Annotated in this window: 23 protein-coding genes and 4 pseudogenes; 14 read left to right on the forward strand and 13 right to left on the reverse strand. The window is 69.5% G+C overall.

All coding sequences use genetic code 11. From position 1 onward, the window contains the following. Nucleotides 1-354 precede the first annotated feature (354 nt). The 5 genes and pseudogenes from QQK48_RS22055 to QQK48_RS13795 all read left to right on the forward strand — a co-directional run bounded on the left by QQK48_RS22055 (nt 355) and on the right by QQK48_RS13795 (nt 3,251). Nucleotides 355-1,092, forward strand: a complete 738-nt coding sequence (locus QQK48_RS22055; protein ID WP_431308357.1) for an ABC transporter permease subunit — start codon at nt 355-357, stop codon at nt 1,090-1,092. Beyond that, nucleotides 981-1,745 carry a sulfate ABC transporter permease gene (locus tag QQK48_RS13780; RefSeq protein ID WP_431308432.1) on the forward strand — a complete coding sequence of 255 codons (765 nt, stop codon included), beginning with the start codon at nt 981-983 and terminating at the stop codon, nt 1,743-1,745. The genes QQK48_RS22055 and QQK48_RS13780 overlap by 112 nt, the downstream gene beginning before the upstream one ends. Nucleotides 1,746-1,839: 94 nt before the next feature. Then, nucleotides 1,840-2,070 (forward strand): annotated as a pseudogene (locus QQK48_RS22060) (ATP-binding cassette domain-containing protein); the annotation flags it as partial. Between the two features lie 359 nt (nt 2,071-2,429). Then, nucleotides 2,430-2,576, forward strand: a pseudogene (locus QQK48_RS20310) (sulfate/molybdate ABC transporter ATP-binding protein); the annotation flags it as partial. Nucleotides 2,577-2,768: 192 nt separating this feature from the next. Then, nucleotides 2,769-3,251 (forward strand): RrF2 family transcriptional regulator, encoded by a 483-nt coding sequence (locus QQK48_RS13795; RefSeq protein ID WP_284328828.1) that lies wholly within the window; start codon nt 2,769-2,771, stop codon nt 3,249-3,251. Nucleotides 3,252-3,280: 29 nt separating this feature from the next. On the opposite strand, the gene QQK48_RS13800 is transcribed toward QQK48_RS13795, so the two are convergent. Beyond that, a complete protein-coding gene (locus tag QQK48_RS13800; RefSeq protein ID WP_284328829.1) occupies nt 3,281-3,661 on the reverse strand; it encodes a VOC family protein in 381 nt (126 codons plus the stop codon). A 56-nt stretch (nt 3,662-3,717) separates the two neighbouring features. After that, a pseudogene (locus QQK48_RS22065) lies at nt 3,718-4,964 on the reverse strand (arginine deiminase). Nucleotides 4,965-5,153: 189 nt separating this feature from the next. On the opposite strand from QQK48_RS22065, the gene QQK48_RS13810 reads away from it, so the two are divergent. From QQK48_RS13810 to QQK48_RS13840, 7 genes are all read left to right on the forward strand, one after another. Further along, nucleotides 5,154-5,354 carry a hypothetical protein gene (locus QQK48_RS13810; protein WP_284328830.1) on the forward strand — a complete coding sequence of 67 codons (201 nt, stop codon included), beginning with the start codon at nt 5,154-5,156 and terminating at the stop codon, nt 5,352-5,354. Then, nucleotides 5,302-5,970, forward strand: a complete 669-nt coding sequence (locus QQK48_RS13815; protein WP_284328831.1) for a pyridoxal-phosphate dependent enzyme — start codon at nt 5,302-5,304, stop codon at nt 5,968-5,970. Before QQK48_RS13810 ends, QQK48_RS13815 begins: the two co-directional genes overlap by 53 nt. Before the next feature lie 87 nt (nt 5,971-6,057). Beyond that, on the forward strand, nt 6,058-7,806 hold the full coding sequence (locus QQK48_RS13820) for an FAD/NAD(P)-binding protein (RefSeq protein WP_284328832.1): 1,749 nt from the start codon (nt 6,058-6,060) through the stop codon (nt 7,804-7,806). After that, the gene (locus tag QQK48_RS13825; protein WP_284328833.1) at nt 7,799-8,218 is read left to right on the forward strand and encodes a hypothetical protein; all 420 of its coding nucleotides are present in this window, start codon (nt 7,799-7,801) and stop codon (nt 8,216-8,218) included. The genes QQK48_RS13820 and QQK48_RS13825 overlap by 8 nt, the downstream gene beginning before the upstream one ends. Further along, nucleotides 8,115-9,224, forward strand: a complete 1,110-nt coding sequence (locus QQK48_RS13830) for a type III PLP-dependent enzyme domain-containing protein (protein WP_284328834.1) — start codon at nt 8,115-8,117, stop codon at nt 9,222-9,224. The genes QQK48_RS13825 and QQK48_RS13830 overlap by 104 nt, the downstream gene beginning before the upstream one ends. Before the next feature lie 251 nt (nt 9,225-9,475). Further along, nucleotides 9,476-9,628 (forward strand): hypothetical protein, encoded by a 153-nt coding sequence (locus QQK48_RS13835; protein ID WP_284328835.1) that lies wholly within the window; start codon nt 9,476-9,478, stop codon nt 9,626-9,628. 84 nt (nt 9,629-9,712) lie between these two features. Continuing rightward, a complete protein-coding gene (locus QQK48_RS13840) occupies nt 9,713-9,922 on the forward strand; it encodes a hypothetical protein (RefSeq protein WP_284328836.1) in 210 nt (69 codons plus the stop codon). 101 nt (nt 9,923-10,023) lie between these two features. On the opposite strand, the gene QQK48_RS22525 is transcribed toward QQK48_RS13840, so the two are convergent. From QQK48_RS22525 to QQK48_RS20330, 9 genes and pseudogenes are all read right to left on the reverse strand, one after another. Further along, nucleotides 10,024-10,143 (reverse strand): hypothetical protein, encoded by a 120-nt coding sequence (locus QQK48_RS22525; RefSeq protein ID WP_488798427.1) that lies wholly within the window; start codon nt 10,141-10,143, stop codon nt 10,024-10,026. 19 nt (nt 10,144-10,162) lie between these two features. Then, a complete protein-coding gene (locus QQK48_RS13845; protein ID WP_284328837.1) occupies nt 10,163-10,396 on the reverse strand; it encodes a TM2 domain-containing protein in 234 nt (77 codons plus the stop codon). A gap of 41 nt (nt 10,397-10,437) precedes the next feature. After that, nucleotides 10,438-11,817, reverse strand: a pseudogene (locus QQK48_RS13850) (MFS transporter). Between the two features lie 93 nt (nt 11,818-11,910). Continuing rightward, entirely contained in the window at nt 11,911-12,423 is a 513-nt protein-coding gene (locus QQK48_RS13855; protein WP_284328838.1) for a short chain dehydrogenase, read from the reverse strand. Between the two features lie 64 nt (nt 12,424-12,487). Beyond that, nucleotides 12,488-13,117, reverse strand: a complete 630-nt coding sequence (locus tag QQK48_RS13860; protein ID WP_284328839.1) for a hypothetical protein — start codon at nt 13,115-13,117, stop codon at nt 12,488-12,490. Between the two features lie 4 nt (nt 13,118-13,121). Next, the gene (locus tag QQK48_RS13865; protein ID WP_284328840.1) at nt 13,122-13,760 is read right to left on the reverse strand and encodes a hypothetical protein; all 639 of its coding nucleotides are present in this window, start codon (nt 13,758-13,760) and stop codon (nt 13,122-13,124) included. Nucleotides 13,761-13,818: 58 nt separating this feature from the next. Continuing rightward, nucleotides 13,819-14,112, reverse strand: a complete 294-nt coding sequence (locus tag QQK48_RS13870) for a hypothetical protein (protein WP_284328841.1) — start codon at nt 14,110-14,112, stop codon at nt 13,819-13,821. After that, nucleotides 14,105-14,356, reverse strand: a complete 252-nt coding sequence (locus tag QQK48_RS13875; protein WP_284328842.1) for a hypothetical protein — start codon at nt 14,354-14,356, stop codon at nt 14,105-14,107. The genes QQK48_RS13870 and QQK48_RS13875 overlap by 8 nt, the downstream gene beginning before the upstream one ends. A gap of 597 nt (nt 14,357-14,953) precedes the next feature. Continuing rightward, nucleotides 14,954-15,535: a hypothetical protein gene (locus QQK48_RS20330; protein ID WP_348523641.1), complete on the reverse strand. Its 582-nt coding sequence runs from the start codon at nt 15,533-15,535 to the stop codon at nt 14,954-14,956. A 90-nt stretch (nt 15,536-15,625) separates the two neighbouring features. Between QQK48_RS20330 and QQK48_RS13885 the strand changes: the two genes are divergently transcribed. Further along, nucleotides 15,626-16,234 carry a hypothetical protein gene (locus QQK48_RS13885; protein WP_284328843.1) on the forward strand — a complete coding sequence of 203 codons (609 nt, stop codon included), beginning with the start codon at nt 15,626-15,628 and terminating at the stop codon, nt 16,232-16,234. Here the strand turns inward: QQK48_RS13885 and QQK48_RS13890 are convergent. Further along, nucleotides 16,231-16,704: a MarR family winged helix-turn-helix transcriptional regulator gene (locus QQK48_RS13890; protein ID WP_284328844.1), complete on the reverse strand. Its 474-nt coding sequence runs from the start codon at nt 16,702-16,704 to the stop codon at nt 16,231-16,233. The genes QQK48_RS13885 and QQK48_RS13890 overlap by 4 nt on opposite strands. A gap of 231 nt (nt 16,705-16,935) precedes the next feature. Here QQK48_RS13890 and QQK48_RS13895 point away from each other — a divergent pair, with 231 nt between their 5' ends. Further along, nucleotides 16,936-18,030 carry a Bcr/CflA family efflux MFS transporter gene (locus QQK48_RS13895; protein WP_284328845.1) on the forward strand — a complete coding sequence of 365 codons (1,095 nt, stop codon included), beginning with the start codon at nt 16,936-16,938 and terminating at the stop codon, nt 18,028-18,030. Between the two features lie 83 nt (nt 18,031-18,113). Here the strand turns inward: QQK48_RS13895 and QQK48_RS13900 are convergent, their stop codons facing one another. Continuing rightward, nucleotides 18,114-18,986 (reverse strand): zinc-binding dehydrogenase, encoded by an 873-nt coding sequence (locus tag QQK48_RS13900; RefSeq protein WP_348523642.1) that lies wholly within the window; start codon nt 18,984-18,986, stop codon nt 18,114-18,116. Between the last annotated feature and the right edge of the window lie 190 nt (nt 18,987-19,176).

The raw sequence follows: 19,176 nt of genomic DNA on the forward strand, positions 1-19,176 counted from the left end.
CGCCCGCCCCGACGGCCGCTCCGTCGCCCCTTCGGGGGCGGCGGGCGGTCGCCCGCGTTCCGCGGCCTCGCTCCACCCTCACCCGAGGCTCGGGCATCGCGCTCGGCGCATCGGTCTTGTGGCTCTCGATACTCGTCCTCATCCCGCTCGGCGCCGTGGTGGCGGCCGCAGCATCGGGCGGCTGGGCGGGCTTCTGGGCCGTTCTCACCAACCCCCAGACCGTCGCGGCCATCACCCTGACCGTGACCCAGGCCGCGCTCGTCACGCTGCTGAACATCGTCATCGGCACCGCCATCGCGTGGGTGCTGGTGCGGGACTCGTTCCCAGGGAAGCGTGCCATCGAGGTCATCATCGATGTGCCGTTCGCGCTTCCGACGATCGTGGCGGGCCTGGTGCTGCTCGGCCTGTACGGCCCCCGCAGCCCCGTGGGCGTCGACGTCGCCAACACCAAGGCCGCGGTGTTCCTTGCGTTCGCCTTCGTCACGCTGCCGTTCGTGGTGCGTGCCGTGCAGCCGGTCCTGGAACAGGCTCGACCCGGATGTGGAGCGCGCCGCGCGCAGCCTCGGTGCATCGGGCACCCAGACCTGGACCCGGGTGCTGCTGCCCGCGCTCGCTCCCGCCATCGCCGCGGGAGCGGCGATGTCCTTCGCCCGAGCCGTCTCGGAGTACGGCGCGCTCGTGCTCATCTCCGGCAACCTGGCGCTGCGCACCGAGGTCACCAGCGTGCGCATCCTTACGTACGTCGAGAACGGCCAGGCTCGCTCAAGCCGCCGTCGTGGCGACCGTCCTGCTCGTGATCGCGTTCCTCGTGCTCGTCACGCTCGACATCATTCAGCGAAGGGTGGCCCGCCGTGGTTGACATCGCCTCCGTGCCCCAGGCGACCAGGCCGAGCAGCACACGGCGCGCCAGCAGCAACCTCGGTCGCCCGGCCGGCCCGCGCATCGGCCGCGTGGCGCTGCGCGTCGTCGTCATCGGCTACGTGGGACTCCTCGTGGCCTGGCCAGTGTCGCTCGTGTTCTGGAACACGTTCGCCGATGGCCTCGCGCCCGTCATCGAGACGTTCACCGACCCGCTGGTGCTCGCTTCGTTGAGGCTGACCGCGATCGCCGCCGCCTGGTCCGTGGTGCTCAACGTCGTGTTCGGTGTCACCGTGTCGCTGGTGCTGGTGCGCTACGAGTTCCCTGGCAAGCGGCTGCTCAACGCGGTGCTTGACCTGCCACTTTCCGTATCGCCCGTGGTGGTCGGACTGTCGATCGTGCTCGTCTACGAGTCGACGCGCGGCATCTTCGGAGTGCCGCTCGCCGCCGCGGGCATCCAGGTCCTGTTCTCCACGCCGGGCATCATCCTCGCCACCACCTTCATCGCGATGCCCCTGGTCATCCGCGAGATCGTCCCCGTCTTGACGGAGGTCGGCACCGAGCAAGAGCAGGCCGCGCGCTCGCTCGGCGCGAGCGGCCCGCAGACCTTCTGGCGCATCACCATTCCCGCGATCCGCTGGGGCCTTACCTACGGAGTGGTGCTGTGCCTTGCGCGCTCCATCGGCGAGTTCGGTGCCGTCAAGGTGGTCTCCGGCAACCTCATCGGCCAGACCCAGACCGCCACCTTGATGGTCGAACAGATGTACTTCGACTTCGACCAAGAGCAGGCCTTCGCCGTCGCAGGGCTGCTGGCCTCTATCTCCATCATCGCCATCGTCGTGGTGAGCGTGCTGCGCTCCCGCGCCGAGAAGAAGGGCATCTCATGAGCATCGATATTCAGGGTGTTGGCAAGCGCTTCGGAAGCCTTCGTCGCCCTCGACGACGTCAACCTCTCTCCCCACGGGCCAACTCACCGCGCTCCTGGGGCCGTCCGGAGGCGGCAAGTCCACGCTGCTGCGCATCATCGCCGGACTCGAAACCGCCGACGAGGGGAACATCCGTATCGAGGGCAAGGACGCGACGCACCTGCCTGCGCAGAAGCGCGGCGTCGGCTTCGTGTTCCAGCACTACGCGGCGTTCGCGCACATGAGCGTGGCGAAGAACGTCGCTTTCGGTCTCGAAGTGCGTCACCGCCCCAAGGCGGAGGTGCGCGACCGGGTCGACGAACTGCTGCGCCTGGTGCACCTTGAGCAGTTCGGGCACCGCCTGCCGTCCCAGGCTCTCGGGTGGGCAGCGTCAGCGCATGGCGCTGGCTCGCGCGCTCGCCGTCGAGCCCACCGTGCTGCTCCTCGACGAACCCTTCGGTGCCCTCGACGCGCAGGTGCGCAAGGAACTGCGCCAGTGGCTGCGCCGCCTGCACGACGAGGTCCATGTCACCACCGTGTTCGTCACCCACGACCAGGAGGAGGCGCTGGAGGTGGCGGATCAGATTGTGGTCATCAACGAGGGGCGCGTGGAACAGATCGGCACCCCCGACGAGGCTCTACGACGCCCCCGCCAACGACTTCGTCATGAGGTTCCTCGGGCCGACGACCACACTCGCGGGACTCGTGGTGAGGCCCCACGACATCGGCGTGCTGACGCTGCCCGTGGCAGGTGCCATCCCCGGCACCGTGCGGGCCGTCCAGCGGGTGGGCTTCGAGGTGCGGCTCACCGTGCAGACCAGCGAGGGGCGTGAACCGGCGACGGTCACGTTGCCACGCTCGCGGTTCCTCGAGCCGGGGTGGACGTGTCAGACCCCGTCTGGCTGCGCCTCCCGGCCGATGCGGTCCGCACCGCGGCCGCGGCGGCTGGCGACGCATCGGCCCGGCTCGAGGGGGCAGCGACCGGCGCGCACTAGCATGACCACCATGCATGTCTCTGCCAAGGGTGACTACGCGGCCAGGGCCGTCACGGCTCTGGCCGCGTGCTACCCCGAGCGGGCCTCGGCCCAATCCCTCGCGGATGCACACGACCTCCCGCGCAAGTTCCTCGAAGCCGTTCTCGCGGACCTCAAGCGAGCCGCGATCGTCTCGTCAACCCGCGGAGCCGACGGCGGGTACGCGCTGCGCAGGCCACCCTCGGAGATCACGCTCGGCGAAGTGCTGCGGGCCATCGATGGGCCTCTCGCGGACGTGCACGGTCTTCGCCCCGACGAGGTGACGTACCCGGACGCGTTCCAGCACCTTCAGGAGGTGTGGGTTGCGGCGCGTGCCTCGGTTCGCCTGGTGTTCGACGAGGTCACGCTGGACCAGTTGGTCTCGGGCAAGTTTCACGCAGACGTGTCACGGATGCTCGCCATCACCGATGCGTGGGATCCCCGCACCGGGCCCCAGGCGCCGCGGACCCGCTGAGTCTCGGAGGCCGATTCGCCTGCCAGCCCTCACGCGCGTGGCGGCTCGATGAGGTCCCACGGCGCGCCGTACAGGTCCTCGAAGATCGCGACGATGCCGTACGGCTCGTGGCGCGGCTCCTCGCGGAAGCGCACGCCATGGGCGAGCATCCGGGAGTGCGCCTGGGCAAAGTCATCGGTCTCCAGGAAGAACGCGACATCCGCGCCCGCCTGCGCCCCCACCGGAGCATCGGCCGCGCCGACGGCGAGGACCAAGCCCGTGCCGCCTTCCGCGGGGCCCACCACGACGCGCCGCCAGCCGCCGTCAAAGGTCTGGTCTTGACGCACCTCGAACCCGAGGGCGTCGACGAAGAACCGCAGTGCCTCGTCTTGGTCGCGTACGAGGTACGTCACGTTCTGGAGCCGGAGCATGAGGGCAACGCTAGCGGCCGGCGCGGGGGACAGGCCGATGCCGGCAACGGCTCGCGCTACGCGTCGCGCCTGAGCGGCTGGGTCATGCAATGCGCGCCACCGCGGCCGCGGCCCAGTTCAGCGCCCACGATCTCGAGGACCTCGATGCCGGCGGTGCGTAGCGCGGCGTTGGTGGTGGTGTTGCGGTCGTACGCCACGACGACGCCAGGCTCGAGGGCGAGCACATTGTTGGCGTCGTCCCACTGCTGGCGCTCTGCCGCGTACCTGTCGCCGCCGGTCTCGATGAGGCGCAGGGCTTCGAGACCCATGGCCCGGGCGACCACCTCTGTAAAGGGTCGCGTCTCGCGGCGAACATCGAGCCCCAGGGGCTGCGGTGCCTCGTAGATGGAGAACGTCTCGATGTCGTCGACGATCGCGGGGAAGATGGTCGCCGTGTCCCGGTCCGCGAGCGTGAAGACCGTGTCGAGATGCATCGCCGAGCGGAGCCTTGGGCAGCCTCGCCACGATGACGCGGTGCGCCGCGCCCGCCGCGAAGAGCTCCGCCGCGAGTTGCGAGATGGCCTGACGGCTCGAGCGCTCAGACATCCCCACGAGCACCACACCATTGCCCAGCGGCATCACGTCGCCGCCCTCGAGCGTGGCGAGGCCGTGATCCAATTCGGGGTCGCCCCACCAGGTGGTGACCTCGCCGGCAAAGCGAGGGTGGAACGCGTAGACGCATTTCATGACGAGGGTCTCCGCGTGGCGTGCGGGCCAGTACAGCGGGTTCAGCGTGACGCCGCCGTAGATCCAACTTGTCGTGTCGCGGGTGTAGAGGGTGTTGGGCAGGGGAGGCATGAGGTAGTCGCGCATGCCCGACTCCTCACGAATGAGGTCCACCGTGGGCGGAGCGAAGTCCCGCGGCAGGTCCGCGACGGCGAGGCCTCCCAACACATCGCGGGCCAAGAGGGCGGGCGAGAGTGACTCCAGGTAGGCGCGGACGTCGTCCACCAGCCCGAGCCCCACCTCGTCGGGCGTGATCTTGCGGTCGAGGAGCCATGCGCGCGCCTCGGGGATCTCGAGCGTGTCGGTCAGCAGCGCGGTGAGCCTCGAGGACCTCGATGCCTCGCGCCTCCATGAGGGCCACGAACTCCGCATGGTCGCGCCTGGCGTTGTCCACCCACATCACGTCGTCGAAAAGCAAAGCCTCGGCGTTGGACGGGGTGAGCCTGTTGTGGGCGAGACCGGGGGAGCAGACGAGCACCGAGCGCAGGTGTCCCACCTCGGAATGCACGCCGAAGCGGTGCGGTTCCGTGTCGATCAGGGTCTTGCTCACCGATGCCTCCTCGTGCCGGGTGAGTCGACGCTATCAAGCCAGCCGCCGCATCGGCCGCTGTGAAATCGCCGGAATGAGAAGGCGCGCCGCGGGGTTTGTCTCGACGTCGAGGGCGCCACCGCGCCCCAGACCGCGGCGGGCGCGAGGCTCGCCGGCGGCGACCAAGGGAGGTGCGCAGTGACGACGACGAACCACGACGCTCGGATCCACACCATGCCGGGCCTGAGCGTGCATGAGGGCTATCTGCCGACGCCGATGACCCGGCTCACACGGCTGTTCCCCGACAGTGACGTGGGCCTGTACGCCAAACTCGACCAGCCTGCAGGTGTCCGGCAGCACCAAGGAGCGCACCGCAAAATTCCTGCTCGACGACCTTGAGCGCACGGGGGCCTTGCTGCCCGGCGGCGCCGTGGTGGAGTCGACCTCGGGAAATCTCGGCATGGCACTGGCCCGTCAGTGCGCGCTGCGCGGGTACACCTTCGTCGCGGTCGTGGATGAGCGCGCCAACGCGGCCGCCGTGCAGACGATGGCCGCGTTCGGGGCACGCGTGGACCGCGTGCCCACCCCCGCGGACGGCAATCGGCTGCGCGCCCGCGTGGAACGTGTCGCCGAGCCTGCTCGCGTCTCTCCCGGGCGCGGTGACGACCCACCAGTACGGCAACGGCGCCAACCCCGACGCCCACGCGAGCACCACGATGCCCGAGCCTTCGCGTCCCTGGGTGCGCCGCCCGACCGCCTCTACGTGGCGATGAGTACCACCGGCACCCTGCTCGGATGCCAGCGCGCGATCAAGAAGCACGGCTGGCGCACGCGGCTGGTGGGGGTCGACTCCGCCGGCTCCGCGCTCTTCGGCGGCGAGGTGGGCGAGCGCAAGGCTGCCGGGCCTCGGCGCCGGGTTCGAGACCGAACTGTCCGAGGAGGCGCGCCCCGATGCCGTGGTGCGCGTGGCAGAGGCAGACATGGTCCGCGGCTGCCGGCTTCTGGCGCGCCGTGAGGGCATGCTCACGGGGGCATCGACGGGGGCGATCGTCGCGGCCATCGGCGTCGACCTCGCGTCGATGCGACCGGGGAGACCGTCGCCATGCTGGTGCACGACGGCGGCGGTGCCTACCTGCCCACGGTGTACGACGACGCGTGGGTGGAGCGTGAGTTGGACGGCGGCGCCGAGGCGCTGAGCCCTCGACGACGCCAACCCGTTGGCAGGCGGCCGCGCGTGAACGTCGCGAGGGTCGCACCCGCCACGAAGCGGGACGACGCTGACCTCATCGTCGTGGGCGCCGGGCCGCGTGCCCTCTACGCGCTCGCCGACCTCGAGGAGGCGCTCTCAGACCGTGGCCGCGACAGGGGCGGGCCGGCGAGGCCGATGCGCGTGTTGGTCGTGGATCCCGCAGCGCCGGGCGCCGGCGCGGTGTGGGACCCGGCCCAGGGTGAGCACCTGCTCATGAACGTTTCCTCGCACATCGTCGACGCCTCGAGCCCGTCGGTGCCGTGGACCTTCACGCAATGGCAGGAGGACGACGGCCAGGTCGAGACCTTCCCGGCGCGCGCCCGTGCCGGGCGCTACCTGTCGTGGGCTTTCGAGCGCCTGTCGGACTCGCCGTGGGTCGAGGTGCGCCACGTAGTCGGCTCCGTCACCCACGTGACGCGTGACAGTGAGGCGTGGGTGTGCGCGGTGCGGGGCGAGGCACCGGTCACCCTTCGTGCCTCGCGCGTGCTGCTCGCGACGGGTCACGCGGGCGGCGCCGGCCTCGACCACGCAGCGATCGCCGATGCATCGAGCGGTCCGGCGCCCGGCGAGCCCGTGACGGTGCACGGCGCCGCGCTCACCGCCTTCGACGTCGTCATGGACCTCACCGCTGCGCGCGGCGGCACCTGGGGCGAGGACGGCACCTATGCGCCGAGCGGGCGCGAGCCGTCGCTCATCACGCTCGTGAGTCGCACTGGCGAGCCAATGCTTCCCAAGCCCGTCTCCACGCCCACGTCCGTCATCGCCGCCGTGCGCGCGCGCACCGCGCGCTGGCTTCCCGACGCCGTCCCCGATGACGCGTGGTGGCAGGCCCTGGCCGATGCCGCCGTGGCCGCGGCGCTCGAGGCCGGGGTGCGTGTGACCCACGAGGCGTTGTGGGAACGGCTCGACTCGCCGACGCTCGACGGTGACCCGTCCGCGCGGTGGATGCGCGACATCGGCCGCGCCGAGGGCGACGTCGACGCCGATCCCGCCTGGTGGTGGGGTCGCGCCTGGTCGGCAGGGTACGCGGACGTGGTGCGCTCGCTCGAGCGCGGTCCTCGCGACGCCGACACCTGGCCTCGCTGGCGCCGGCGCGCCGCGATGCTGGAGCGATGGGCCTTCGGGCCGCCGCTCGTCACGCATCGGCGCCTGGTCGCGCTGCGCGACGCCGGTCTGCTGCGCGTGGTGACGGCGGCCGATGCCGTCGCCGGTGAGTCGGCCATCGACGCCTTCACGCGTGGCCCCGGCGTGCTCGAGGCGCCCCACCCGTGGGAGGGCGAGGCAGCCGCCCAGGCGACCGGGGCATCGGCCGACCGTGCGCCGTGGCAGGGGCTCATCGAGGCCGGCGACGTGACCGTGCGTGCGGGCGAACGCGGCGTGCTCACCCGCGTCGACGGCGCGTGCCTGCGGCGAGACGGGAGCGTGGCGCCCGGCCTTGCGGCGCTCGGGCGTCCTACGGAGGATCCGGTGATCGGCCACGACTCACTGCAGCGCGGGCTCCACGACGATTCTCGTCGGTGGGCGCGGGCGCTCGCATGCGCGTGGGGAGAGGATGGGGACACAAGCGAGCCGGCATGCGAGGAGGTACTCGCCCATGGCTGAGGTACACGGTGTCTCGCCTCTCACCGGTCGCACGGAGCCGTGGATGGAGGACCTTCTCGCGGACGCCGACGCCTGCGCCGCGCTGGTCGCCGAGTACGGGTCTCCGGTGAACGTGCTCGACTTCGGACCGCTCACGAGGAACACCTCCGAACTTGTCGACGCGGCCGCCTCGGAGGGCGTGCGGCTCGGCGTGTTCGTGGCGCGCAAGGCGAATAAGGCGCTGGGGTTGGTGCACGCCGCGCGCGAGGCGGGGCTCGGCGTCGACGTCGCCTCGCTCGCCGAGCCTTGCCCAAAGCCTCGACGCGGGGATGCCGGGAGAGCGGGTCATCGTCACTGCCGCCGTGAAGTCCCGGGCGCTCCTCGAGGCCGCCGTCCGCGCCGGGGCGACCGTGAGCCTCGACAACGCGGATGAACTTGCCGACGTGGTGACGGTTGCCGCGTCCGTGGGCTCTCGAGCACACGTGGCGCTGCGCCTTGCCTCGAGCGACCCGGCGATCCCCCCAACCCGCTTCGGGATGGTGAGCCGGCAGTGGGACTCGGCCCTGGCATCGGCCAGCCTCACGGACGTCTCGATCGAGGGGATCCACTTCCACCTCAACGCCTACAGCGCTGAGGAGCGCGCTGCAACGCTGCGCGAGGCGCTGCCGTGGGCCGATGCCCTGCGTGAGGCGGGCCACGACGTCGGCTTCATCGACATCGGCGGCGGGATCCCCATGAGCCTACCTCGAGGATCGTGCCCAGTGGCGGGCGTTCTGGGAGAGGCTCGCGCAGGACGCGCACGGGACGCTCACGTGGCGCGGCGACCGGCTGGGTCTGGTGGATCCGTCGGCGTCCAGACCCTCACCCTCGGTATATCCGTATTGGCAGCGCAAGGTCCGCGGACGGTGGATGCTCGACGTGTTGCGAGCCCACGGCCTGGAGCGCAGGACCCTCGCGGAGGAGATCGCGGCGCGCGGGCTGGAGCCACGGTGCGAGCCGGGCAGGTCGGTGCTCGACGGCTGCGGGATGACGCTCGCGGGGGTGGCGTTCCGCAAAGCGACGAGCGACGGGATTGCGCTCGTGGGGCTGCACATGAACCGCACGCAGGTGAGGTCGACGTCGGCCGATTTCATGGTCGACCCGCGCTGGGTGCGGCCGTCCGGGGCGGGGAGGCGAGCCCCGCCTTCGACGGGTTCCTCGTGGGCGCGTATTGCGTGGAGGACGAGGCTCATCCTGCGCAGGCGCTTGCGTTTCCCCGACGGCGTGGCGCGCGGCGATATCGCTGCATTCGTCAACACGGGCGGCTACCTGATGCACATCCTCGAAAGCGCCTCCCACCAACTGCCGCTCGCTGCCACCGTGGTGCGCGAGGGAGGCGACTGGGTGCGGGACGGGATCGACGGCGCGGTCGGGGCGGCCCCGGCGAGCGACTAGCGTGAGCCCCATGGGCCTGTTCTCACGCCGCCCGAAGAGGGTCGAGCCGTACCAACTGTTCTCCGACGATCAGGAGCAGGCTCGAGACATTCCTCGCGCGAGGGGCCGATGTCGCTGCGTCGCGCGAGCCTGGAGGTGTCCCTGACCTTCACGCGCCAAGCGTCGGCGGAGGCCGCGGTCGAGACGCTCAAGGCGCGGCGCGCGTGGAGCGAGCCTCAGCGCGCCCAGTCACGACGTCCCCGAGTGGACCATCGTCGTGACGTCCCGTGGCGCGCTCGTGCCCGACCTGCTGAGGACCGCGATCGATCTTGGCCACGAGGTGGCCGACGAGCACGGCGGCGAGTTCGAGGCCTGGACCGCGATGTACACGGCCGAGGAGAAGGCCGCTTGGGGAGTCGAGCCGCTCTAAGCGCGCCCCGACCCTGCACCGGTCCGCCTGCGTCGGTAGTCCGATGCCGACACGCCCATCCTCGAGGCCGCCAACTGGACCGAGATGATGGCGCTGCTGGCCGGGCCCGCGGATGCTTCGCCTGGGGCCACCAGCGTGCGCGCCAAACACCCCGCGTGCCCACTGGGGCGCGCTCAGGTGCGAGAAGGCGCCCTCATGGTCCACTGGGGCGCGCTCGCGAAGCGGCGTCTCCCAGTGGGCGTTCAGGGCGCGATCCTGCACGCGCGTGCCTGCCAGTGGACGTTCAGGGTGTGAGAGCGCGGTGAGGGTCCCAACCCTTGCCGGCATCGGCCGTCACCAGGACGAACGCCGTCCGTTCGGTGTCGCACTCGCCGACGCGCACGGCGACCATCAGGTCAGCGCTCGCAGGTGCAGCGGTTCTCGGTGGAGACGCCCGCGAGGGCCTCGTCGACGTGGAGGCCGCAGCCGGTCCAGGTGGTCTTGCCGCAGGAGGAGCACGCGATGGGGGAGCACATGGCTGTCAGTCTCTCACTTTCAGCGGATGCCGACGGCACGCTGTGCGTTCACGGTGCGGGTCTGGGAGGGCAAGGTGAACAGGTCGACCAGGAGGCCGATGCCGAACACGCCGGCCGTGAACAGGTACAGCAGGCCGCGGCCAATCTTGCCCAGGTAGAAGTGGTGGATACCCAAGACGCCGAGGAAGAACCACAGCAGGTAGGCCACGAGTAGTGACTTGGGCGTGTACACGTACACCGGTCCGTTGGTCATAGGCTCACAGCGTATGCCCGATGCGGTGGTTGCCGTACGCGTTATTGAGCAGGGTGCGGCGCCGGGTTGCGGATGCCGAGCCAGGCGACGATTCCGCCGGCGGCCATGAGGATGGCGGTAGCCCACATCGCGCGGTGGAAGCCGTCGAGGTCGAGCGCCCCGCCCACGATGCTGCCCACCAGGGCGATCGCGACCAGCCCCGCCACCCGACTGATGGCGTTGTTGGTGGCGCTGGCGATGCCCGAACGCTCGGGTTCGATGGCGCCGAGGATGGCACTCGTCAGCGGCGACACGGTGACGGTGAGGCCCAGCCCGAACACCACAATGCCCGGTAGCAGGCGAGTCCAGTAGGAGAAGTCCTCGCTGACGGCCAACATCATGGCCGACCCTCCCGCCATCGCCAGCGGGCCCGCCGTCATGAACAGGCGTGGGCCGAGGCGGCCAGCGAGGGTGCCCACCGCGGAGCCTCAGCGCGATCATGATGAGGGTGATGGGGAGGCTCGCGAGACCCGCGGCGGTGGCGCTGAGGCCGGCAGTCTCCTGCAGGTAGACGGTGATGACGAAGCCGTTGAGCGACAGCGCGCCGTACACCAGGAACGTGGAGAGGTTGCCCCACGCGAAGTTGCGGGCGCGGAACAAGGCTCAGCGGAAGCATCGGCCGCTCGACCACGACTTGGCGCCACACAAAGGCGACCAAAGCCGCGGTGCCGGCCAGGCCCGGCAGCCACACCTGCGGATGCGACCAGCCAAGGTGGGGTTGCTCGATGAGGGCGTAGACCGCGCCGCCGAGCCCCGCTGCGCACAGTGCGGCGGAGACGACGTCGATGTGAGCGTCGGGCAGGCGGACGTCGCGTTGCGCGAGGCGACCGAGCAGCACCAGCGTGATCGCAATGGGGAGGACATTGATGAGGAACACCAAGCGCCACGACCACAGGTCGATGAAGATGCCGCCGATAACGGGTCCAGCCACCATCGCGCCGCTCGTCGCGGCCGTCCAGGTGCCGATCGCCTTGCCCTGAGCCTTGTCGCGGAAGTTGGCGGTGATGAGGGCAAGGGAGCCGGGAACGAGTAGCGCGCCCGCGACTCCCTGGAGCAGGCGCGCCACGATCAACACTCCGGCTGTGGGCGCGGCGGCGATCGCCACGGACGTGACGCCGAAGCCGATGAGGCCCCACCGGATGACGCGGAGGCGGCCGTAGGTGTCGGAGACCGACCCGGCGACCAGCATCAGCGCCCCGAGAGTGATCAGGTACGCGTCGACGGTCCACTGCTGGGTGGTGATACCTCCGCCGAGTTCCCCCACGATGGCGGGCAGCGCGACGTTCACCACCGTCCCGTCGAGGAAGGCTCACAAGGCTCGCGAGGATCGCGATCCACAGGACGGTGCGCTGCTCGGGGGTGCTGGGCGCTGCCGTGCTCACTCGGTCAGAGTACGACTCAGTCGACGAGGTGCGTGCGGCCCGTCTGAATGCCTTCTACTGCGCGGCGGTAGGCGTGGCCGACGGCTGCGTCGCTCACCGGGGGAAGCCCGCGAACGCGGCGTGATGCTGGGGCGACGAGGCCAGTACCGACGGGCTGACCGCGTTAAGCCGGATGCCGCGGGGCATCTCGGGGGCGGCGGCCATCACGTAAGTCTCGAGCGCCCCGTTGGCCATCGAGGCGGCGGCGCTGGTGCGGATGGGTTCGCGGGCGAGGACGCCGCTGGTGACGGTGAAGGAGCCGCCATCGGTGACGTACGGCAGGCCGATGCGCACCACGTCGATCTGGGAGAGCACCTTGCCCGCGAGCCCCGCTTCAAGGTCGTCACGCGTGAGGTCTGCCAGTGGCTTGAAGGGGACCTTGCCGACGGTGGTGACGACCGCGTCTACCGTGCCGACGGTCTCGAACAGGGCCTGGATCGACGCCTGGTCGGTGATGTCGACCGCGGGTGTGGTTGACCGGCTCGCGACGATCACGTCGTGGCTTGCTTCGAGTGCGGCGCGCGCGGCGCTTCCGACGTGTCCGGTGCCGATGATCAGAATCCTCATGCGCCCAGCGTGGCACACGCGCCCTCGTGGACGCTCACGGTGCGTGTTCGCACCTCGCTGCTTCCTAGTGGACGCTCAGCGGGCGTCGAGCCAGAAGGCTCCAGAACGCCTTCCACGGTTCGCATGCGTGGAGCGAGGGCAACTTCTCGTGGGTCACCGTGAGGCGCTGGCCGGTCTTCGTGGCATCGACGGTGAAGGTGACCTGGCCCAGGCGGGTCGCGCTCGCGGCCTCGGTGAGCGTGAACCGAGGAGTTTTGACTCCCGGCTTGGATGTGCGGGTGACGTGGGCCTGGGGGAGGGACGCCTTGAGGCGGGCCGGGTCTTCGTAAGTGAGGGACGCATCGGCCGCTTGAAGTGTGCGGGACCGCGAGACAGTGAAGGTGCCGTCCTTCATCTGGCCGGGCAGGCGCAGCCCGGTGATGCGTTCGTATCCGACGGTGACGTTCTGCGCCCACCACCAGGCGACGATGTCGGTCTCGGCCTTGACCCAGTCGGCGATCTCGGTGTGTGACTGGCCGCGCGCGGGCCCCGCGTCGATGATCGCCACCCAGTCGGCCCAGCCGCGGCCTGTGGCCTCGCGCAGGGTGTCGTCGCTCGTTTCGGGCACGGCGACCCAGCCACTGGGACTGGCCGATGCGACGGCTGGGTCGGGTGTGATGGTCGCGGCGACGGCGGCGCGCCAGATGTCTGTCATGGCTTCATTGTCGCTGGGCCAAGTAGGCGTCGATCTCGTTGTCGGGGACGGTGTAGTTGTCGGTGCCGTCGGCGTCCGGGTCGAGGAAGTTGGGGGTCGTGGCGTTAGTGGCTTGCTGGCTCGAAGTGCAGGTGCCGTTGAGGTCGCAGTCGACGAGGCGTGCGCGGGGGCTATAGAGGTGGATGCTGGTGGACGGTGAGGTGGTGGTGGCGGTGCCGGGGGCGTCGATCCAGGTGTTGCCGTTGTTGAGGGAGAACTGTCCGGTCCAGGTGGTGGTGAGGCCCAGGTGGATGCGGCGTTCGCCTGCGTCGAAGGTGAGAGGGGTGCCGCCGTTGGCGTGGGTGGTGCCTGGATCGGTGGTGGTCCAGGTGTCGCCGTCGGCGCTCCAGGTGAAGTCGGTCGGGGTGGCGCGGAGGTGGACGCTGGTGCCCAGGAGGGTGACCGTGCGGGTGCGGGGGCTGTCATCGGCGATGGGGATGATGCCGAGCGTGGTGATCGCGTAGCCGGTGTCGGGCTGGGTCTCGTAGTTGGTGGGAGTGATCTCCATCGAGCGCCACGCATTGATCGCGGCCTCGTACAGAGGATCCGTGGCACAGGTGTAGTGCTCTATCAACTGCCACGCGCCGTACGAACCGTCACCCAAGGACTCACTCCTCCATAGCGGCAACACCGTTGACATGCCGGCGGGGCAGAACTCGACCTCAGTGGAAGCCTAATCCTTGGATGCAGTCGGGTATGGATCCCACGAACGAAAGGTTTGTGATGCGGATCGAACCGTGAATTTCGATCCAATCGAGGCAGAGGTCGTGGCGTATGAACCTATCCTCCGTTCCGCTCGCCGTTGCCATCGAAGTGTCGCCGGATGTGCTAGATATCGCACCATCTACGGTGACCGAGGAATCGCCGGTTTGGCCTCGGGTGCCGCCCAAGTAATCCTCATCGGTGTCGGTGGCGACCACGAGCGCCAGAACAATTGCCATGACGACGTCAATCATCGTCGTACCTAAAATTCACGCCGAGCACCGTCCACCCCGTTTCGAGCCACTGGAGTTTTGCTGTTACGGCGCCCGTACCGCCTTCGACGGTTCCCGCGAGCACATCGGACGATGTGTACGTAGTCGTATCTTCCGCCTCGAACCGTTGCTCGACGTACCAGAAGCCGTCGTCCTTCTGGCCTCCGCGCGCGAAAGCCGCCAGATCGTCCTTGTCGGGCCACGTGAGGCTCGCCGCCCGTGGCATAGGCGCCGCGTGCTGCAGCGTTGTGGGCTGTCTCCAGTGCGTCCGCGCAGAACTCACAACTCTCGCCACTAAGCGCGTTGAATAGTGCCGTCTCATGGTCAGCGGAGAACATCGGTTGATACAGATCCAAGAAGTGGCGCATGAAGGCCGCTGCACCGGGGAGATTCTCTGCACGCGCATCCTCAGGTATCGCGGCGAGCACTTCTTCCTCGGTGAGTGCCGTGGCGCTGGGCGAGGGAGTCGCCGAAGGCGAAGGGCTCACCGACGGATCAACCGCCGCGACCGACGAGGACGGTGACGGCGTCGACGTGACAATCGGATCTGCATCGCCCGTGCATCCGCCGAGCAGCAAGACCGCGACACACATGCCGCCAGCGATCGTCCCGATTCGTCGCATACTGCCCCCTTTGCTGGCCCCCATGCCTTGCGACCCTACCGACGCGCCACCGGACTCGCCTGGCGAATGCCGCTTCTGTGGATAGTCGCGCTCGCCCACGATGCACGCGCCACCCGCGCGGCCCGCCACAAGCCCTCCCCACGTGCCACAGCCGCAGAACCAGCCGGGGAACGCATCGGCACGCGCAGGCGTTCGCCTCCTTATCCAGCGTCGACCTTGCGAGGGAGAACCATGTTTGAAAACTGGTGGCACCACGGCCTCACCGCCGGCACCGCTGTGATCGTGGCGGTCATCGTCGCGGTGGCGGTCGAGATCATCGTGCGCATCGTGGCCCGGCGCAAAGCCTGGGCGGCAGACATCATGGCGCGCGTGCGCAATCCGTTCTGGCTGCTGTTCCTGCTCCTCGGGCTATGGATCGGAGTGCAGACCGCCGCAGCCGAAAGCGATTGGCTCCCTGCCTTGTCGCGCCTCGTGTCCATCGCGGCGATTGGCGCGCTCGCGTGGCTCCTCATCGGCCTGGTGCAGTTCACGGCGGATCTGGCGCTGGCCCGCAACCCCATCGACATGCGCGACAACCGCCTCGCCCGCAAACTCCAGACGCAGACCCAGATCATGCGCCGCCTTGCGATCGCGCTGATCGTTGTCGTGGCCATTGGTGCCGCCTTGCTCACCTTCGATTCGGTGCGTGCGATCGGCGCGTCTGTCCTGGCATCGGCCGGTATCGCGTCGATCGTCGCGGGCCTCGCGGCCCAGTCGGTGCTCGCCAACATGTTCGCCGGCATCCAGTTGGTGTTCTCGGATGCGCTGCGCGTTGACGACGTCATCGTTGCCGAGGGGAGTGGGGCAAGGTCGGCGAGATCACGCTCGCCTACGTGGTCCTCGACCTGTGGGATGACCGTCGGCTGGTCCTCCCGTGCACGTACTTCACCACGACGCCGTACCAAAACTGGACCCGTCACGGCTCGGAACTGTTGGGCTCGGTGGAGTTGGACCTCGACTGGCGCGTCTCGCCGCAACAGATGCGCGAGCACCTCGCCGCCATCCTCGAGGACACCCCGCTCTACGACGGCCGGGCGAACGTCCTCCAGGTCACTGAGGCGACGGGTGGCTACGTGCGCGTGCGCATCCTCGTCACGGCGGCCGATGCCCCCACGTTGTTCGATCTTCGGTGCTACGTCCGCGAGGCCATGGTGTTGTGGATTCAGTCGGTGCTGCCCGATGCGGCGCCTACCCAGCGCGTCCTCGTCACCGAGCAGGGTGCGCCTGGACGCAAGCGCAAGGCGGAACAGGCAGGCGAGGGAGGTCTCTTCTCTGGATCCGCCGAGGCCGAGGAGCGAGCGAGCCACTTCACGCAGGCCATTCCGCGCGTCGACGCGGCCGATGCCGATGCGGAGCCCGAAGTCGATGCGGAGCCCGATGCCGACGCCGAGTCAGCGACAGCGGAAAGGCGGCGCGCGGATCAGGATGCGCCTCGACCCTAGCGGCGCTTGCACTCCGGATCGAGCGATCCGTGGGAGCCCACGTGCCGGTTGAGGGCGTCGTCGAGGTCGACGAGGAGTCGCGCGAGGCGTACTGCGTCGTCGTCGGCCGCGATCAGGGGGTCCAAGAGGTCGGCCCAGGCCCGCCGCACTCGCGCCGTGACGCTCTCGCCGAGGTCGGTCGTGTGGAGGCGGACGGCGCGCTTGTCGGCAGGGTCCTTCGTCTTGTCGACCATGCCTTTGGCGGTGAGCGACCGGATCGCGGTGGAGGCGTTGGACGGCTGGAGTCCCAGGTCTGCGGCGAGGGCCGAGGGGTGGATGCCCGGGTAGCGGTGGATGTGGCGCAGGACGATGCGGTCGAGGTGTACGAGCGGGATGATCTCGGGATCGTCGAAGGGCTCGCCCTGGATCTTGCGTGCTACCGAGATGGCGGCGGTCGCGATGTCGGCCAAGTGGTCGGCGCGCTGGGGCATCGATGCGGTCCTTTCGCGGGGTGACAGTTATCGTACTATAGTTATGAATTCATAACTAAAGGAGTGGCATGACTGTCCCCACCAACCCTTCGGCGAAGCCAAGCCCCGGCATCACCACCGCGCTGATCGTGGCCGCGGGCCTCCTCGCCGCCGCGGCGCCCTTCGCTACCGATCTCTACCTCCCGGCATTTCCCGTGATGACGCAGGAGCCTGGAGGCTTCGACGGCGGCGGTGCAGTTGTCGCTCACGGCCTTTCTCGTGGGCGCGGGCGTGGGGCAACTGATCTTTGGTCCGGTATCCGACCGGCTCGGCAGAAGGGGCCCGCTGATCGCAGGGGCAACGCTCTTTGTGCTCTCGTCTGCCGCTGCCGCCGCAGCGCCGTCGATCGCTCTCCTCGTCGTCGCCCGCCTCATCCAAGGACTGAGCGGTGCGGCGGGCATGGTGATTGGCCGCACGGTCATCGCGGACCTCGCCCGCGGGCCGCAAGGCGCCAGGGCGTTCAGTGCTCTCATGATTGTCGGTGGCGCTGCGCCCGTGGTCGCGCCCGTCGCGGGCAGCCTGCTGGTCGAGCCGCTGGGGTGGCGCGGCCTCCTGTGGATCGTCGCCGGCCTCGGAATCGTGTCGCTCATCGCGGTCCTGGTGGTGGTGCCAGAGACGCATCCCCGTTCCGTACGCGTCGCCGCAGGGCAGTCTTCCGTGCGTGCCGGCCTGCGTGAGCTCGCCACGCGCCAATACATGGGGGCGGCCGTCGCGTTCACGTTCGCCTTCGCGACGATGATGGCGTACATCTCCGCCTCGCCCTTTCTCTACCAGGGCCTGATGGGTCTCGGCACCGTCGCCTACGGCATCCTCTTCGGCGTCAACGCGCTGGTACTGATGATGGTCAGTGGTGTAGCGATGAGTCTCACGGGCCGCTTCGGGGTGCGTCGCCTTGCTCGGCTTGGACTCACGCTGAACCTCGCGGCCATTCTTGTGTTGGCCGCGATGGTGGTCGCGCATGTGTCGGCGCTGTGGCTCATCGCCCCCATCGTTGTCGCCGTGGGCTCGCTCGGCTTCGTGTTCGGCACGGTAACGGCCATGGCGATGGATGCGGTGCCCGATGCCGGCGGTGCAGCCTCCGCTTTCCTCGGCTTCCTGCAATTTGCGCTCGCGGGCCTGGTGGCGCCGCTGGTGGGTCTCGGGGGTGAGTCCAACGCGGTGCCGCTCGCGATCACGATGCTCGTGGCGAGCATCGTCGCCTCCGCGGCGTTCTCGCTGACCGCCGAGACGGCCACGCCGGCGGCGGATGCGTCGTCGGCCCCACCTGTCGACGCGGCTCGCGTCTGACACACGAAGGCCCGCGTGCGCCCGCCCCCACCATCTCGGGGCGGCCGTACGCGGGCCTTGGCGGTGCGAGAGCCGTTACGGCTTCAACAGCACCTTGCCGGCGCGACCGGGCGTGAAGTGCGCGGCCACGGCATCGGCGATCTGGGACAGCGAGAAGGTCGCCTCGACGGGCAGGGTGATGGTGCCATCGGCGAGGCGGGCGAACAGTTCGCCCATGAGTCGGGCGCGGTCCTCGGGTGCCATGGTGGCGGAGACGCGCGAGCCCCAGAACCCGCGCACGGTCGCCTGCTTGAAGATGATCTGCCCGGAGCGGAGGTTGAGCCGGGCGACGCCATCGCGCCGAAGATCACGAGGGTGCTGTTCTCGCCGAGCAGGTCGAGCATGTCGCCGGCGGCCTGACCGCCCACCTGCTCCACGCCCACGCGGATGGGGGCGCCGCCGGTGATCTCGGCCACGGCTTCCTTCCAGCCCTCGGCGTCGGTGGCGACCACGCGGCCGATGCCCTGGTCGGCAGGCTCCTGTACGCCCTCCGCGCGCCGTACCAGGCTGACGACGTTGATGCCGCGGCCCTTCGCGAGTTGCGCGACCAGGCGGCCGACGGCGCCATTGGCGGCATTCTGAATGATCCAGTCGCCCTCGCTCAGGTCGAGCGAGTCGAGCAGGCTGATCGCCGAGAAGGGCATGGACACCAACTGTGCGGCGACCTCGTCGGGGATCTCGTCGGCGACCGGGATCAGGGCGGCGGCGTCCGCGACGAACTCCTCCGACCACACGCCGAACGTGCCGGCGCTGGCGACGCGCTGGCCCACCTGAAGGTGCGTCACGCCCTCGCCGAGCGCGTCCACGACGCCCACAGCCTCGGTGCCTGCCTGCGCGGGCATCTCCGGCTTGAAACCGTAGTTGCCGGTCACGGTCCACAGGTCGTGGTTGTGGATGGGGGACAGGAGCAGGCGCACGCGCGCCTGGCCGGGGCCGGGCTCGGGGGTATCGAGCCTGCTCGACGGCGAGGACCGTGGTGGGGTCTCCGAACTCCTGCTGGACGAGGGCGTGCATGGTGAAGCCTTTCTGAAGGGGTACGTGAAGTGTCAACTATTGGTGGGGTCTCGCTATTCCATGCGTGCTGGCATTCCTCCAGCGCGCAGGGTG

Source organism: Demequina litorisediminis (genome assembly GCF_030161615.1).
GTDB classification, from domain to species: domain Bacteria; phylum Actinomycetota; class Actinomycetes; order Actinomycetales; family Demequinaceae; genus Demequina; species Demequina litorisediminis.